We start from the raw sequence: 15,907 nt of genomic DNA on the forward strand, positions 1-15,907 counted from the left end.
TGATTGCACACCATTTGGTGTTCATAACTAAGTATATGATATAAATATATGTTTCTTTCAAATACAGATACATATTCTACTGATTTCCATCGTTCCGGATGTTACATCAAGGAGTGTGGGAAAAGTCACACATGGCATGTTTCTGGGGCGGAAAAGACCCATATCCGAAAAAATGATCGTTTCGATTAAAATATGTCTTGAAATGTGCGCGTTTATGACGCCACAAATCTTTCTGAGATCGGAACGAAATCGCGACTGCCATCATGACCCGTCGTGATCCGGCTACAGATTCATAAAGTCCTCGTCCCAGAAGAAACGGTGGAGAAGATGGTGCTGAACCCAAGCAGGAAGACCCTGATCCTATGTTGCACAACCTTCATTGCCCTTGATACGGGGGCTCTGCTGTCCAGGGCGCTGGCGCAGACCACACTTGCGCATGATGCGCGGCATGCCAGAACGTCCGCATCGCAGTCCACGCCCAAAAAGGGCGCAGCCGCCAAAACAGCGAAAACCGCGGCCACGCCTGCCGGCGTGCAGGCAGATGGCAAGGCGGAGGTACTGACCGTTCATGCAAACGGCATCAGTTCGGCCACGGGCGTTACGAACACGACGCCGGGCGGGGGGCTGATGGCCGTGCAGACGGCGGCGCGTTCGCAAAGCGGCATGACGCGCGATTACATCGCCAAGCAGAGTCCCGCCGTCTCCCCCGGCGTAATGCTGTCGGCCATGCCCGGCGTGGTTGGCGGTGCGTCGGATCCGTATGGCGGATCAACGCATGACGGGCTGACGGTGCGTGGCCTGACGCAGGGGGAAATCGGTTTCGTCATGCAGGGCATACCGCTGGGCGATCCGGTCAATCCCAATATCTTCAGCGCGGACATGGTTGATAACGAAAACCTGTCCGCCGTGACCCTGACGCAGGGAAGCAGCGATATCTCCGCGCCATTCTACAGCGCTGTCGGCGGCCAGGTGAAGATGGATACCATAACCCCAAGCTCGCGCTTTGGCGGTCTGGTGGACCTGAGTTACGGCAACAACAACATGCGTCGCGAATTCATCCGTCTGGATTCCGGTGAACTCGGCCATACGGGCATTCGCGCCTATGTTTCATATTCGAACAACCATTATGACCAGTGGCGCGGTCCGGGCGGGGTGGATCGCAGCCATATCGATTTCAAGGCCATCAAGGAATGGGGCGACGGCAACAGCATCACCGCCAATTTCGGATGGAACCACCAGACGGCCCAGTCGCTGCGTTATCCCACGATGGCGCAGTACCAGGAATTCGGAAACAACTATAACTGGGATACCAACTATACGCCCGGCGATACCAGCTATCACAAATTCCATACGACGCAGCGTGTCGATACGCTCGGCAGCCTCCAGCTTCACCTGAACCTGCATCACGGACTGACGCTGGATGTCACGCCTTATTATATCGCGGATGCGGGCATGTATAACGGTGGCGAAAACCTCAGCGCCACCGGCAGTTACCAGGGCAGCCAGCCGCTGGGCACGCTTGACCTGCCCTATGCGACCAATGGCGTCACCACCGCGATGAGCTTTGACCATGAATTTGAATCGACAGGCGGCATCACGACGCAGCTGTCATGGAAAAAAGGTAACAATACCCTCAGCGTTGGTGACTGGTATGCCTATCTCCAGCATTCCGAACTCGAATCCTTCACGCCGGCGGATTACACCGGGGGCGTCAGCAATTCTTTCGGCAATGACGCGATCAAGGTCAATGGGCAGATCCTGACGGGATACAACATCAATTTCAAACAGCAGACGAACGCCCTGTTCATCAATGACCGTTATGCCGCGCTGCATGGAAAGCTGATACTTGAAGCCGGCTTCCGCGAAGTCATGATCAACCGCATCGCCACCAACGACATCCCCGGCGAAAACATGCAGGACCAGAGTGGCGGGCCGTACCTTAATGGCGGAAACTATGCCGAACCGCTGCCGGAGGTCTCCGCCACCTATTTCATTACCCCGCATGACCAGATCTATGTAAATGGCACGACCTCGTTCCGTGCGCCGGGGTCCGAAGAAATCTATGTTGACCTGTGGGATCCCAACGGGGGCGGCGTGCCGACCATGCAGCGTCAGGCCAATCCCAAGTCGGAATTCGCGATCGGTGAAGAAGTTGGTTACCGGCACAAGGGTTTTGTCAACTTCTCGCTCGCCGCGTTCAATTACAACCTTGTCCATCACCAGGTCAATTCGTCCAACTATATCGGCACCGAACTCGTCACGCAGCCGATCGACATGGGGGGTGAGACCATCCGTGGCTTCCAGGCGGAAATCGGGCTGCGTCCGTGGCATCATTTCAGCCCGTATATCGCCTTCCAGTACCTGCATACGACCATCGACAGCAACTTCAAGGAAGGGAATGTCTATCTTCCGACCGCAGGCAAGACCATGGTCATGAGCCCGACCGAAAGTGGCTCGGCCGGCATCAATTATGATAACGGCCACTTTTTCGGCAACCTGTTCGTCAGCTGGGCCGGACGGCAGTATTCGACCTTCATGAATGACCAGTCCCTTCCGGCCTATGCCGTGGGCAACCTCACTGCCGGTTACCGTTTCGGCAATTTTTCCTACCTGAAACATCCCCAGATCCAGATCAACGTCACCAATTTCGCTAATGCGCACTACCTGTCGGGGGTTTATGGATATACGGCCAATGCGCGGTCCGTGAATGTCGGCGGGACAACGGTCAAAGGCAGCGCCCCGACCTATTTCGTTGGCGCGACGCCTGCGGTCATCTGTTCTGTCACGACGGGGTTCTGATCTGATGAAAAACAGGAACTCCGCATCTTCTCCCCGTCATTCCCGCAGGATCGGCTACCGGAAATGGCTGAACGGGGCCAGTGCCCTTCTGCTCGCCGGCGGGATTGCCACCGCCGCGGGCAGCGCGCGCGCCGATGATATCCAGGCGGCGCGCGACGTGGTGGCGCGGCTGCTGCCCGCGCATGCCGGGCAGATCACGCTGGACCTGACGCCCGCGTCAGGCACGGCGGAACGTTACCGCGTATCGGGGCGCAAGGGGCATATCCATGTTACGGGATCAAGCGACAGCGCCATCCTGTTCGGCCTGAACTGGTATCTGAAATATGTCGTCCATGCCGGGATTTCGCCAAACGAGATAACGCCGCCGGGCATGGCGAAGCTTCCCGCCCCGGACCACCCGATCGAAGGAAGCGCCACGTTCCCGTTCCGCTATGCCCTGAATGAAAATACGGACGGATATACGTCCCCGTACTGGAACTGGGATCGGTGGCAGCACGAAATCGACATCTATGCGATGAACGGCCTCAACACGCTGCTGATCGAACGGGGGACGGACGCGGTGCTGTACCGCACGTTCATGCGGCTGGGATACAAGGATGAACAGATACGTGCGTGGCTCAGCATGCCCGCGCATATCAACTGGCAGCTGATGGCCAACATGTGCTGTTACGGCGGGCCGGTGCCGCGTGACCTTATCGAAAAACGCGCACAGTCCGCCCGGCAGATCATCGGCCGCCTGCATGAACTGGGGATACAGCCCGTCCTGCCCGGTTTTTACGGCATGGTGCCCGATGATTTCGGCAAACGTTTCCCCGATGCACATGTCGTGGACCAGGGGGAGTGGAACCGCTTCCGCCGTCCCGGCTGGCTCGACCCGCGCGATCCGATGTTCGCCAAAGTTGCTGCCATTTATTATGACGAACAGAAGAAGCTGTTCGGTGACGCGCCTGTCTATGACATCCAGCCGTTTCAGGAGGGCGGAAGCCCCGGCGACGTGCCGCTGGCCGCTGCGGGGCAGGGGATCCAGAAGGCGCTCGACACCGCCCATCCCGGCGCGATGTGGATGCTGATGGCATGGTATGAGGAACCTGACGCCCGGATGCTGGCGGGCGTGGATCGCAAGCGCCTGTTCATTGTCGATCTTGAACAGAACACCCGCGTGCGTGAGGACCGGAACAGGGATTTCCAGGGCGCGCCTTTCCTGTATGGCGGCCTGTGGGATTTCGGAGGACGGACATCGCTGGGCGGATCGTCGTATGATTACGGGGTGCGCCTGCCGGGATTGTGGCAGACGCAGAAAAACATGATCGGGACCGCCGTCTTCCCCGAAGGGATGGATAACAATCCCTATATATTCGACCTGTTTACCGAGGCCGCATGGCGGCGCGCCGGCGTGGATACCACGCGCTGGACACAGGATTACGCCGACCGGCGTTATGGGCAGCCCGGCGATGTCCACGCGCGCAGGGCATGGGACCTGCTGTTGCGCAGTGCATTTTCCTATCGCGCCACCGGAATTCAGGATTACGGGGAAATCAGCGCCGCCCCGGACTCCCTGTTCAATGCCCAGCCCTCGCTTGATACGCATTCGGCCGCATGGAATGGGATGAAGGTCCTGCCCTATGACCCGCGCATGCTCCAGTCCGCGCTGGATGAACTGCTGCAGGCGTCCGATGCCGCGCGGGCGACGGCGGCCTATCGATATGATCTGGTCGATGTCACCCGGCAGGTTGTCGCCAATCAGGCACGTGCTCTCCTGCCACGGATATCCGATGCCTTTGCGGCAAAGGACCGGGCAGGGCTGCATGCCCTGACGACGCGCTGGCTTGAACTGATGGACCGGCAGGATGCCCTTTTGTCCACCAACGCCTTTTTCCGCGTGGGCACATGGCTGTCATGGACCCGGTCGTGGAGCAGCGATCCAGCCGAACGCAGCCTGATGGATTATGATGCGCGCGTCATCCTGACGAACTGGGGCGGCAGGACGGCAAGCCAGGTGGGACACCTGCGCGATTACGCCAACAAGGACTGGGCCGGCCTGACAAAGGATTATTACCGCACCCGCTGGCAGCTTTTCTTCGGCAGTCTCGAGACCTCGCTTGCCACCGGGCGTCCGCCAAAGGAAATCGACTGGTACAAGGTCGGGGAGGACTGGTGCCGTAACGGTCGCGCCTATTCCGCAACGCCCGAAGGCGACAGCTACGCCATCGCGCAGGAAATCCACACCTTTCTTGCGACCGACGGCACGACCGCGACACACTGACGGATCGGCATCCGCGCCATGACCGTGGTCCGTCACGGCCATGACGGGGCAACATGAATGGGAATGGCCCCTGTCCGGCGCCGTCCGCGCGATATCGGCAGGGCGAAAGGGAAAGGAAGGCCCGCGATATGCAGCAATACGGTTCAAAGGTGCCGCGACATCGATATGGCGGGGGACTGCCGGGCATTGTGCTTCTGTCCTGCGCAGTGGGCCTGTTCGCCCCCGGCGGGGCCTCGGCCGATCCGGTGGCCGCCAATACGCCCGTGCCGCTTGCCCTCAGCCCGCCCATGGGATTCAACAACTGGGCCCGGTTCATGTGCGTTCCGCAGACGCCGCTCGACGGACGCAGCCCGCAGAAATACAGCTTTCAGGATTTCATGACCGATCAGGGGCGCGGCCTTGTCTCCACCGGGCTTGCGCGGGTGGGGTACAAAACGGTCGTGGTGGATGACTGCTGGATGCAGCGCGATGGCGACGGACAGCTTTACGGCGCGTCGCACTGGTCATCGCCGCGGCATGGCAACAGCACCCAGCCCGGCTTCGCACGAGACCTGACACCCTATGTCGCGGACCTGCATCGCATGGGACTGCTTGCCGGGGTCTATAACACGTCCGGCGCGCTGACATGCGAACGCGTCCCGTCGGGGGAGGCCGGGCACCAGAACGACGACGCGCGGAAATTCTCCGGCTGGGGCGTGGATTTCCTGAAGCTGGATAACTGCGGCGCGCCTGAAACCAGTCTGGAGGGCCTGTTCGGGCAGATGGGGCATGCCCTTGGCGCGGCGACGGCGCATTCGGATCGTAAAATCCTGTTCGATGAATCCGCCCCGGCCGAATTCGGCCCGACGGATCCCCTGAAATACCAGTCCATGCAGTGGGTGCGCGGACTGGGGCAGATGTGGCGCGTGGCGCCCGATATCGCCACCACCCGCCTTGATGCGCAGGGCCATCCCATGGATGACCCGTGGGTGGTGCACGATCCGGCGCGCGCCAGTCTTGACGGGGTGTATCAGGCCTTTACCGATACGGTTGCACTGTCGCGTTATGTCGGGCCGGGGAACTGGAACGATGCGGACCAGCTGCTGCCCGGCGACAATGGCCTGACCACGGCGGAGGAACGCAGCCAGATGGGCCTGTGGTCCATCATGGGCGCGCCGCTGGTGCTCAGCGCGGATGTAAGGCGGATGGCCCGCGCGCCGGATGACCCGCACCTGAAACAGTCGCTGGCCATTCTGGGCAATCCCCGCGCCATCGCGATCGATCAGGATACGCTAGGCGCCGGGGGATATCGCATCCTGCGTGACAATCCATCCGATGACGCGGGAACCGACATCGCGCTCAAGCCGCTGGCGGACGGCGGGTTTGCCTTCCTGGTCCTCAACAAGAACGCGCAGGCGGCCACATATGACCTGCCGATGTCGCGCCTGGGTATCGAGGGGGGACAACAGTGCCCGCTGGCCCTGACGGATGTATGGACCGGCAAGGTCACGCATGTCGCCGCCAACGGGACCGTGTCGCTGCGCATGGAGCCGCACGACAACGCCATGTACCGCGTCGCACCCGCGGCCTGCATGTCGCTGAAGCCCAGCGGGCAGATCACGACCGTGCAGGCGGCGTTCGGCCGTCCGCCCCTGTGCGTGGATGCCAGCAGGGGGGATCACGTCATGACGGCCGCATGTTCCGCCAGTCCCGCACAGCAGTGGGTGCTGCCGGATACCCGCGCCGAAGGGCCGATCCACAACGCAGCATTCGCGGGCAAATGTCTTGAACTCGATACCGAAACGGGACAGGTCCGCATGGCGGCATGCCATGCGGGCGCGGTGACACAGACGTTCCGCTATCACCTCAATGGCACGCTGAGCGCTGCCGGATCATGTCTTGATGTCGCGGGCGCGGCCGTGAATTTTCCGGGCGAACGGATCATGACCGCCAAATGCATCGCATGGCGCGTATCGGAAATCTTTTCCGCCCCCCATCACGCAAGCCCTGCAGAGTAACATGGTCACGGGGGCGGCGTCATCAGGTGCGCCCCCGTGGATAGGCCGCTGCCTTATCCATCCATCACCTTGCGCATGCCCTCCCCAAGAAGATTGAACCCCAGAACCGCGATGGTGATCGCCAGTCCGGGGAAAAGGGAGGGAAGGATGTCGATCCCCAGATAGTTGCGGCCGTCACTCATCATCGCGCCCCATTCCGGCGTGGCGGGCGCCACCCCCAGCCCGAGGAAAGACAGGCTGGAGGCGCTGAGGATCACTGCCCCGGCCGTCAGGGTCGCCTGTACCAGTATGGGGGCCGCCGCGTTGCGCAGGATGTGGACATACAGGATCCGCCACATTCCGGCCCCCAGGGTGCGCGCGGCCTCCACATATTCCGTGCGTTGCAGCGTGTGCGTCAGGTTCTGCGCCAGACGGGCATAGACGGGTATGGAAAACAGCGAAATCGCCAGCAGCATGTTAAGGAACCCCGGCCCCAGCAGGCTGAGTATCAGCAGCGCCAGCACGATGCCGGGAAAGGCGAACACAATATCGACCACCCACATGATGGCCTGTTCCACGGCGCCCCCCACCAGGGCTGCGACCATGCCCGCCAGCGTGCCCGCGATGCAGGAGACGAAAACGCTGATGCATACCTCCGCCAGGGAATAGCGGGCGCCGTGGACGATGCGGCTGAAAACATCGCGCCCGAATGCGTCCGTGCCGAACGGATGCCGCCAGGACATGGGCTGAAGCGTGTTATACAGGTCCTGCGACAGGGGATCTGACGGACTGATGACCGGGGCCAGCAGGGCCGTCAGCACAAGGGCTGACGTCAGGGTCATGCCCACCAGCAGCGAAAGCGGAAGATGCGCCAGCCAGACGCGCAGGGATGCGATCATGACGGGATCCTCCTTCAGCTTTGTCGTCTTTTGGGATCAATGCGCGAAACAAGGATTTCCGCGCCAAGGTTGACCATGATGACAGACAGGACCGCGATCAGGGTGATCCCCTCGATCATCGGGTAATCACGCCAGCGCACGGCCTCGATCATCAGATGCCCCAGCCCGGGCCAGCCGAACACGGTTTCGGTGACCACGGCCCCGCCAATGACGCTGCCTAGATTCATCGCAATGACCGTAATCACGGGGGGCAGCGCATTGGGCAGCGCATGGCGCAGGCACAGCCGCAGGAGGTCGACCCCCTTGGCGCGTGCCGTGCGGATGTAATCGCGTGACAGCACGGCGATCATGCTGGCCCGCGTCATCCGGCCGATCAGCGCCATGGGCATCAGGGCAAGTGTAAGGGAAGGCATGACGAGGCTGGATAATGAATGCGCGCCCATCAGCGGCAGCAGCCCCCACCTGACGGAAAACCATTCCATCAGCAGCAGCGCGAACCAGAAATTCGGGATCGAGGCCAGCACGATCGTGGCCCCCATGAATATCCGGTCCCATACGCCATCCACGAACATGGCAGCGGCAAGGCCACCGGGAATGCCAACGCCCAGCGCCAGCACATAGGCACTCAGCCCCAGCAGCAGCGTATAGGGAAAGTGGCGGGCGATTTCGCGGGCAACGGGCTGCCGCGATTCAATGGACTGTCCCAGGTCACCCCCCAGCGCATCATGGATGAAACAGCCATACTGGCGCAGGACGGGACGATCCAGCTCCAGCCGGTGGTGGATCGCATCCACTGCGTCCTGTGTCGCGGCGGGCCCCGCCAGCATGCGCGCCGGATCGCCGGGCAGGTGGCGCACGGCAACAAAGACGCAAAAGGACACCACCAGCATGACAACCGGCAGCATCAGCAGCCTGTGCATGATGCGGGAATTCATGAATGTACGGGTCCGGCGGGGGCGTGCCGCAGCCGTATCGCGGGTAGCTGCGTTACATGCGTGATATCCAGCGCCCCGTCGGGACGCAGCATTATCCCCGACAGGCTGGCACGCATGCCGATCAGCGTATCGCGGGTATAGATCAGCACGGCTGGCGCATCCTTCATGATTGTCTGCTGCACCGCCGTATAGATGGCGCGGCGTTTTTCATCGGACATTTCCAGCGCGCCTTCATCAATCAGGCGATCGACCGCCGGATCATGAAAAAAGCCGAGGTTGGCGCCCGCCGGCGCGGCGGACGTTCCATGAAAGAGGGGACGCAGCTGCATGTCGGGAATGAAGCCCGATGCCCATGACGCCAGCACGCCATCCAGACGGAGCGCCTGCTTCTGCGCGGGACCGGCGAATGCCTCCGCGGCATAGACGCCGCCCTCAAGCCGGAAAATCTCCAGACGGATGCCCACTTTTTTCCACATGTCCTGCAGGGCTTCGGCAATCGGTTCGTCCATGTCCTGCACCGCAAGGCTGAAGGACATCCCATCGCGCACGCCCGCCTGCGCCAGTAACATGCGCGCGCGTTGCGGGTCATATTGCGGATCAGGGGCGCAGTCGATGAAATAGGGCGATGTCGGCGGCAGGGGCGAACGGGCGGCCTGCCCCTGATCGCGTAGCAGGGCATGGACAAGCGCGCGCCGGTCGGTTGCGTAACCAAGCGCCTGTCGGATCCGCAGATCGGACCCCGCCGCCCGGTCCATGTTGATTGCAATCCAGTAAAGCGGGCCGTTCGGATCGTCATGGACGACAAAACGCGGGTCCGAAGCCGTCTGCCGGGCGTAAAGAGGCGGCAGGCTGCTGATGATGTCGCTGTCGCCGGTATGAAGGGCCATGTCCATGACCGATGGTTCCGCCGACCATGTCCATCGCACGTTTGCAATGCGTGGCGGCGTGCCCCAGTAATCCGGGTTGCGGTACTGCGTGACATATTCGGAACTTTTCCATTCCCCGAAACGGAATGGACCCGTGCCGTCCGCCTGCCGCGACAGCATGTCCCGCCCATACGGAGAGGTGACATAGGCCTGGCTGAATGACAGAAGCAGCAGGAAATCGGGATAGGGCTGACGCAGGCGGAAACGGACCGTCATGTCATCGCTGGTGGGCGCCACTGATTCGATCACCGTGCCGAAACGGCTGCTGCCCGCCAGTGGCGCGCGGTCATCAAGCAGGCGGCGAAAGCTGCGGACAACGGCGTCCGCCGTCATTGCGTGCCCGTCATGGAACCTTACATTGCGGCGCAGGACAAAATCCCATGTGATGCCCTGCGGGTCGTGGGTCCATGATGTCGCGAGAAGGGGCTGGATATTGCGTCGCGCATCGACGCTGACCAATCCTTCGTACATCGGGCCAAGCACGGAGGATGTATCGGTCGCAAGCTGATCGGCCGGATCCATGCTGCGTGGCGGTTCAGGCTGCATGATGCGCAGTTCATGGATGTCCGGGGGCGTGGCGTCCTGCGCGCGGGCCGAAACGCAGGCCAGCCAGCCCAGCCCCGCGACAAGGGCGGCATGCAGCGGTGGCAGGCGGGACTGGCGTTTCATCGTGCGGCCACGTGTTACCATCTCGTTTCGATCTGTTCTGACTTATATCACATGAAAAACTTACTTGACGAACAAAAGATCAATCAATGATATAAATTGATCCTTACCCGGAATGGAGGGACATCTGTGTCCTGCCGGTCGCATGTGCAGCTGCTGCGCCTGATCAACCAGTTCGGCCCGTTAAGCCGCGCGGACCTGATCCGTATTTCGGGACTGAGCAAGGGCGCGGTTTCCATGGTGACGGCCGACCTGATGGCGCGCGGGCTGATTGAAAACCGCGATACCGTCCATGGTGGTGGTCGTCCCTCGATCCGTCTGGGCATTGCCGCCGACAGTGCATTTTTCCTCGGCATTTCGCTGGCGGACCGTCCGGTCATGGTGCTGAGCGACCTGCATGGCACGATACTGGAACGTCATGACATCACCCTGCCTGATCGGGTGGAGGATATCGGCCCCCATGTCCGGGACCTGATGGCGCGGGTCGCGCCGGGGGGAAGCGTGCCCGCGCGGCGCATGCGCGGCATCGGGCTGGCGGTATCGGGACTGGTGGATGACGGGGCGGGGGTCTGCGTGCGCTCCACCCTGACCGGGTGGGAAAATGTCCCGCTTGGTCCCCTGATTACGCAGGCATGCGAGGTGCCGGCCTATGTGGAAAATGACGCCAATGCGCTGACCGTGGCGCAGTACAGGTTTGGTCCGATGCGTGAAACGGCGTCCTTCAGCCTTGTTTCCGTCGGGCGTGGGATCGGGTGCGGCCATATGGTCGGCGGGGAACTGTTCCGCGGGTTTCGCGGGGGCGCGGGGGAAATCGCGCACGCCACGGCCGAACCCGATGGCCTGCCGTGCCAGTGCGGGAAAAAAGGATGCCTCGATACCGTGGCGTCACTGACGGCCATCGCGCATCTGGCGGCCCGCGCCGGGCTGCCGGGCGATCTGGACGAACTGGAGCAGATCGCGGCGCGGGGGGACCTGCGGGCGGTGGAACTGCTGCATCGGGCCGGCAGCGCGCTGGGCCTGATGATCGCCGCGATGGTGCAGATCATGGACCCCCGGCACGTGCTGGTCGCACGGCAGGGCGGGGAACTGGCGGGGGTATACGGACGCGCCATGCGACAGGTGGCAGAGGGCAATTTCCTGCCGCAGCTTGCGCCGCGTCCTGAAATCATCACCTGCGATGTCACAGCCGACGCATGGGCGTTCGGCGCGGTCAGCGTCGCCGCCGACCGTTCACTGTTCCGGGAATTCTAGCAAGGGAAAACTGGTCATGCGTATTGCCGTGGGCGGCATTCACATCGAATGCAGCACTTATAACCCGGTTCCGACCCGGATGGAGGATTTTCGCGTCCTGCGTGGCGATGCGCTGTCGCAGGCGCCGTATTTTGCGTTCCTGTCCGATTTTCCGGCCCAGTTCATCCCGACGCTGCATGCCCGGGCCATTCCCGGCGGTCCTGTCGCGGCGGATACCTATCGCGCGTTGCGCGATGATTTCCTCAACAGATTGCGCGCGGCAGGACCGCTCGATGGCGTGTACCTGTCGATGCATGGCGCGATGTTCGTCGAAGGCATGGAAGACGCCGAAGGCGACTGGATCACCGCCACGCGGGCGGTAGTGGGCGGGGACGTGCCGATTTCCGTCAGCTATGATCTGCATGGGAATGTGACGCAACGCATCATTGACGCCATCGACATGTTTTCCACCTATCGCACGGCGCCGCATATCGACGTGGAACAGACGATGCGCCGCGCGGTGACGATGCTGGTCAGGTCGCTTGCGCACGGGATACGTCCCTTTGTCACATGGGCGCCGGTGCCCGTCGTGCTGCCGGGCGAGCGGACCAGCACGCAGGACGAACCCGCACGCGGGCTGTATGTGCGCCTGCCTGAAATCGACGGACGGGAAGGGATCTGGGACGCATCCCTGATGGTGGGGTATGTCTGGGCGGATGAACCGCGGGCAACGGCCGCGTCGGTTATGACCGGAACCGATATCGACGCCCTGCGCCACGCGGCGCGGGAAATGGCCGTCGCATACTGGGACGCGCGCACCCATTTTGAATTCGGATGCTGGACCGGCACGATCGCGCAGACGCTTGATCGCGCCATGGACAGCGGGGCAGGGCCGGTCGTCGTGGCAGATTCGGGCGACAATCCCACGGGCGGCGGTGTGGGGGATCGTATCGACGTGCTGCATGCCCTGATCCAGCGTGACGCGCGCGATGTCATCGTGGCGGGAATTGCCGACCCGCAGGCCACCCGCGCGGCGTATGCGGCCGGAACGGGGGGGCAGGTCACCGTGGAGATCGGCGGCGCGCTGGACCCTGCCGGGACGAAGCCGATCCGGATTTCGGGAGAGGTACGCTTCCTGCTGGACCATGCGGAGGAACGCGAACGACAGGCGGTCATCGCGGTGGGGGGGATCCTTGTTGTCGTGGCGGTGCGACGCAGGCCCTATCATAACATCGCCGATTTCACCGAGCTGGACCTTGATCCGCGCCGGACGCGCATTGTCGTGGTCAAATCCGGCTACCTGTCGCCTGAACTGGCCCCGATCGCCAGCCCGGCGCTGATGGCGCTGTCGCCGGGCGCGGTGGACCAGCATGTCACGCGCCTGCCACGCCTGCGCAAGGTCCGGCCGACCTTTCCTTTCGATACGTCATTCACCTGGTCGCCCGTTGTCCATGCCTCGGCCCGCTGGAACGGGCGTTAGGCAATGACGCCCGCCCGTCCCGTCCTGTCTGTCGAGGGGCTGCACATCCATTTCCATGCGCGGCGCGGCATCATCCATGCGGTGGATGACGTGACCTTTGACATCCAGCCCGGTGAAATCGTGGCGCTGGTGGGGGAATCGGGTTCGGGGAAAAGCGTGACCAGTCTGTCGGTCATGGGACTGCTGCCACGGGTCGGCCGCATCACCCACGGCCGCATCCTGTTCGGACCAGCGGACCAGCCGCCGGTCGATCTGGCGGGGGCGCCGGAAAAAACGCTGCGGCAGATACGTGGCGGCGGGATCGGGATGGTGTTTCAGGAACCCATGACCTCCCTCAATCCCGCCATGACAGTGGGTGCACAGATCGCCGAAGCCCTTGTGCTGCATGCCGGCATGACGGCCGGGGCGGCGCTGGCCCGCGCGGTGGACCTGCTGGCCGCCGTCGGGATCGCCGCGCCGGAGCAACGTGTCGGCAGCTATCCCCATCAGATGTCGGGGGGCATGCGCCAGCGTGTGATGATTGCCATGGCCATCGCCTGCCGCCCCGCGCTGCTGATCGCGGACGAGCCGACGACCGCCCTCGATGTCACGACGCAGGCACAGATTCTGGATATCCTTGGGCAGTTGCGGCGCGATACGGGAATGGCCGTACTGTTCATTACCCACAACCTGTCGCTGGTGGAGGCTTTCGCCGATCGGGTCATGGTGATGTATGCGGGGCAGGTGGTGGAGCATGGATGCGTGGCGGATGTGATGGGACAGCCACGCCATTCCTATACCCGCGCCCTGCTGGACTGCCTGCCGGTGCGGCATCTGGCGACGCTGGGGGACGGGCCTTCCCCCATGCTGCCGACAATCCGGGGGCATCCGCCGGATCTGGCGCAACCCCGCGTTGGCTGTGCCTTTGCCCCGCGTTGCGACATGGTCCGCGATGCGTGCCGCGCCGGACATCCCGCCCTGCAGCCGGCGGCCGAAGGGATGGACCATGTCACGCGCTGCATCGCATGGCGCGACATGGCGGGGCCGGTGGCATCATGAACAGGGCGCCCCTGATGTCCGTCCGGGACCTGAGCGTCGGGTTTGCCACCCATCGCCCCCTATTCGGCCGCTCTGCCACCAATGTTCAAGCATTGAGCAAAGTGTCGTTCGATATCCATGCGGGCGAGATTGTGGGAATCGTAGGCGAGTCAGGATCGGGAAAGACCACGATCGGGCGATGCATGGTGCGCCTGCAGCGCCCGACAGGGGGAAGGGTCGAATTCGAAGGACATGATATCCATGCCCTGAGCGGGACGGACCTGAACTGGTACCGCCGGCAGGTGCAGATGATCTTTCAGGATCCCGCCGCCAGCCTCAACCCGCGCCTGCGGGTCGTGGATATCGTCGCCGAAGGGCTGGAAATCCACCGGATTGGCAATCGCGACAGCCGGCGTAAAACCGTGGTCGAACTGCTGGCGGCGGTGGGGCTGGGCGAGGATGCCCTGACCCGCTTCGCCCATGAGTTTTCCGGCGGGCAGAGGCAGCGCATTGGCATCGCCCGCGCCATGGCGCTCAGGCCACAGCTGATTGTCGCCGATGAACCGGTTTCAGCGCTTGATGTCTCGGTTCAGGCAAAGGTCATCAACCTGCTGCGGGAATTACGCGTGCGGATGGATCTGGCGATGGCCTTCGTGTCGCATGACCTGCCGACCGTCATGTTCCTGTGCGACCGGCTTGTCATCATGTACCTTGGCCGGGTCATGGAAATCGCGCCGGTCCGGGCATTCCGCGAACAGCCCTATCATCCCTATTCACGTTCGCTGATGTCACTGGTTCCCGGTCTGGGCGGGGGACATTCTCCTGCCGCGCGGCGTCCGTCCACGATCCCGCCTGCCACGCAATCCCATCACGAAGGGTGCGCCTTTCGCGGTCGCTGCCCATATGCGGTGGCGGACTGCGCGGTTGTCACCCCACCCTTGCGTCAGGTCACGCCGACACGTCAGGTCGCGTGCCTGCGGCCGGAGATATTTCATGATCCGTGTTGAAATCTGTGTCGAAACCCCGCAGGGCATAGCCGCCGCCAATGCCGCCGGGGCGGACAGGATCGAACTGTGCGCCTCCCTCGATGTCGGGGGGCTGACGCCCAGCCTTGGGCTGATGCGATGCGCCGCGCGGGGAGAGATCCCGGCAATGGCGATGATCCGTCCCCGTGGGGGGACGTTCATGTTCGATCATGATGAAACCGCCGTGATGATCGACGATATCCACGCGGCGCGTGATGCCGGCCTGTCGGGGGTCGTGCTGGGGGCGATGCGGCCCGATGGGGGGCTTGACCGCGAACTGCTGTTGCGTCTGTCCGATCATTGCGCGGGAATGGAGCGTACCCTGCACCGGGTTTTCGATCTGGTGAAAGATCCCTTCGCGGAACTGGAATTTGCGATTGCGGCGGGTTTTACCCGTATCCTGACCTCCGGACAGCAACCCGGCGCGCCAGAAGGGGAAAAGTGCCTTGCCCGCCTCCGCCGGCAGGCCGGGGAGCGCATCGTCATCCTCGCCGGCAGCGGGATCAACGCGGGTAACGTCCGACAGCTTGTCAGCAGCACGGGGGTGAGGGAAGTGCATGCATCGTGCAGGAAACCCCGGTCGTGCTCAGGCAATGATGCTTTCGGTTTTGGGTCTATGCCTGCCGAAACGGACGCCGATGCCATTCGCGCCCTGCTGGTGGCGGCGCGAAACATGGCGCAGGGGGGCTGA

At 62.8% G+C, this 15,907-nt stretch carries 11 protein-coding genes; 8 read left to right on the forward strand and 3 right to left on the reverse strand.

Annotated features, from left to right (window positions below):
* Positions 1–327: 327 nt before the first annotated feature.
* The 3 genes from NJLHNGOC_RS05190 to NJLHNGOC_RS05200 all read left to right on the forward strand — a co-directional run bounded on the left by NJLHNGOC_RS05190 (position 328) and on the right by NJLHNGOC_RS05200 (position 7,059).
* Positions 328–2,799, forward strand: a complete 2,472-nt coding sequence (locus NJLHNGOC_RS05190; RefSeq protein ID WP_133258667.1) for a TonB-dependent receptor — start codon at positions 328–330, stop codon at positions 2,797–2,799.
* A gap of 4 nt (positions 2,800–2,803) precedes the next feature.
* On the forward strand, positions 2,804–5,062 hold the full coding sequence (locus tag NJLHNGOC_RS05195; RefSeq protein ID WP_113595424.1) for an alpha-N-acetylglucosaminidase: 2,259 nt from the start codon (positions 2,804–2,806) through the stop codon (positions 5,060–5,062).
* A 149-nt stretch (positions 5,063–5,211) separates the two neighbouring features.
* Complete coding sequence (locus tag NJLHNGOC_RS05200) at positions 5,212–7,059, forward strand: alpha-galactosidase (protein WP_165837849.1); 1,848 nt, start codon at positions 5,212–5,214, stop codon at positions 7,057–7,059.
* Positions 7,060–7,112: 53 nt separating this feature from the next.
* Here NJLHNGOC_RS05200 and NJLHNGOC_RS05205 read toward each other — a convergent pair whose 3' ends face one another.
* The 3 genes from NJLHNGOC_RS05205 to NJLHNGOC_RS05215 are packed head-to-tail and all read right to left on the reverse strand — an operon-like array spanning position 7,113 to position 10,488.
* A complete protein-coding gene (locus NJLHNGOC_RS05205) occupies positions 7,113–7,937 on the reverse strand; it encodes an ABC transporter permease (protein ID WP_113595426.1) in 825 nt (274 codons plus the stop codon).
* Between the two features lie 14 nt (positions 7,938–7,951).
* Positions 7,952–8,872, reverse strand: a complete 921-nt coding sequence (locus NJLHNGOC_RS05210; protein WP_113595427.1) for an ABC transporter permease — start codon at positions 8,870–8,872, stop codon at positions 7,952–7,954.
* Positions 8,869–10,488, reverse strand: a complete 1,620-nt coding sequence (locus tag NJLHNGOC_RS05215) for an ABC transporter substrate-binding protein (RefSeq protein ID WP_113595428.1) — start codon at positions 10,486–10,488, stop codon at positions 8,869–8,871. Before NJLHNGOC_RS05215 ends, NJLHNGOC_RS05210 begins: the two co-directional genes overlap by 4 nt.
* A 105-nt stretch (positions 10,489–10,593) precedes the next feature.
* Here NJLHNGOC_RS05215 and NJLHNGOC_RS05220 point away from each other — a divergent pair, with 105 nt between their 5' ends.
* The 5 genes from NJLHNGOC_RS05220 to NJLHNGOC_RS05240 are packed head-to-tail and all read left to right on the forward strand — an operon-like array spanning position 10,594 to position 15,907.
* On the forward strand, positions 10,594–11,715 hold the full coding sequence (locus tag NJLHNGOC_RS05220) for an ROK family transcriptional regulator (protein ID WP_133258668.1): 1,122 nt from the start codon (positions 10,594–10,596) through the stop codon (positions 11,713–11,715).
* A 16-nt stretch (positions 11,716–11,731) separates the two neighbouring features.
* Entirely contained in the window at positions 11,732–13,174 is a 1,443-nt protein-coding gene (locus NJLHNGOC_RS05225; protein WP_113595430.1) for a M81 family metallopeptidase, read from the forward strand.
* A 3-nt stretch (positions 13,175–13,177) separates the two neighbouring features.
* Positions 13,178–14,212, forward strand: coding sequence for an ABC transporter ATP-binding protein (locus NJLHNGOC_RS05230; RefSeq protein WP_113595431.1), 1,035 nt, complete (start codon positions 13,178–13,180; stop codon positions 14,210–14,212).
* A complete protein-coding gene (locus NJLHNGOC_RS05235) occupies positions 14,209–15,198 on the forward strand; it encodes an ABC transporter ATP-binding protein (RefSeq protein WP_113595473.1) in 990 nt (329 codons plus the stop codon). Before NJLHNGOC_RS05230 ends, NJLHNGOC_RS05235 begins: the two co-directional genes overlap by 4 nt.
* On the forward strand, positions 15,185–15,907 hold the full coding sequence (locus tag NJLHNGOC_RS05240; protein WP_206059717.1) for a copper homeostasis protein CutC: 723 nt from the start codon (positions 15,185–15,187) through the stop codon (positions 15,905–15,907). The genes NJLHNGOC_RS05235 and NJLHNGOC_RS05240 overlap by 14 nt, the downstream gene beginning before the upstream one ends.

Origin of the sequence: Novacetimonas cocois (assembly GCF_003311635.1) — a bacterium.
Classification (GTDB): domain Bacteria; phylum Pseudomonadota; class Alphaproteobacteria; order Acetobacterales; family Acetobacteraceae; genus Novacetimonas; species Novacetimonas cocois.

Excerpts from the sequence above, each read along its gene's own strand:
- NJLHNGOC_RS05235 (WP_113595473.1), top strand. The coding sequence starts at position 14,209 with ATGAACAGGGCGCCCCTGATGTCCGTCCGGGACCTGAGCGTCGGGTTT.
- NJLHNGOC_RS05205 (WP_113595426.1), bottom strand. The coding sequence starts at position 7,937 with ATGATCGCATCCCTGCGCGTCTGGCTGGCGCATCTTCCGCTTTCGCTG.
- NJLHNGOC_RS05225 (WP_113595430.1), top strand. The coding sequence starts at position 11,732 with ATGCGTATTGCCGTGGGCGGCATTCACATCGAATGCAGCACTTATAAC.
- NJLHNGOC_RS05230 (WP_113595431.1), top strand. The coding sequence starts at position 13,178 with ATGACGCCCGCCCGTCCCGTCCTGTCTGTCGAGGGGCTGCACATCCAT.
- NJLHNGOC_RS05195 (WP_113595424.1), top strand. The coding sequence starts at position 2,804 with ATGAAAAACAGGAACTCCGCATCTTCTCCCCGTCATTCCCGCAGGATC.
- NJLHNGOC_RS05210 (WP_113595427.1), bottom strand. The coding sequence starts at position 8,872 with ATGAATTCCCGCATCATGCACAGGCTGCTGATGCTGCCGGTTGTCATG.
- NJLHNGOC_RS05215 (WP_113595428.1), bottom strand. The coding sequence starts at position 10,488 with ATGGTAACACGTGGCCGCACGATGAAACGCCAGTCCCGCCTGCCACCG.
- NJLHNGOC_RS05190 (WP_133258667.1), top strand. The coding sequence starts at position 328 with ATGGTGCTGAACCCAAGCAGGAAGACCCTGATCCTATGTTGCACAACC.
- NJLHNGOC_RS05240 (WP_206059717.1), top strand. The coding sequence starts at position 15,185 with ATGATCCGTGTTGAAATCTGTGTCGAAACCCCGCAGGGCATAGCCGCC.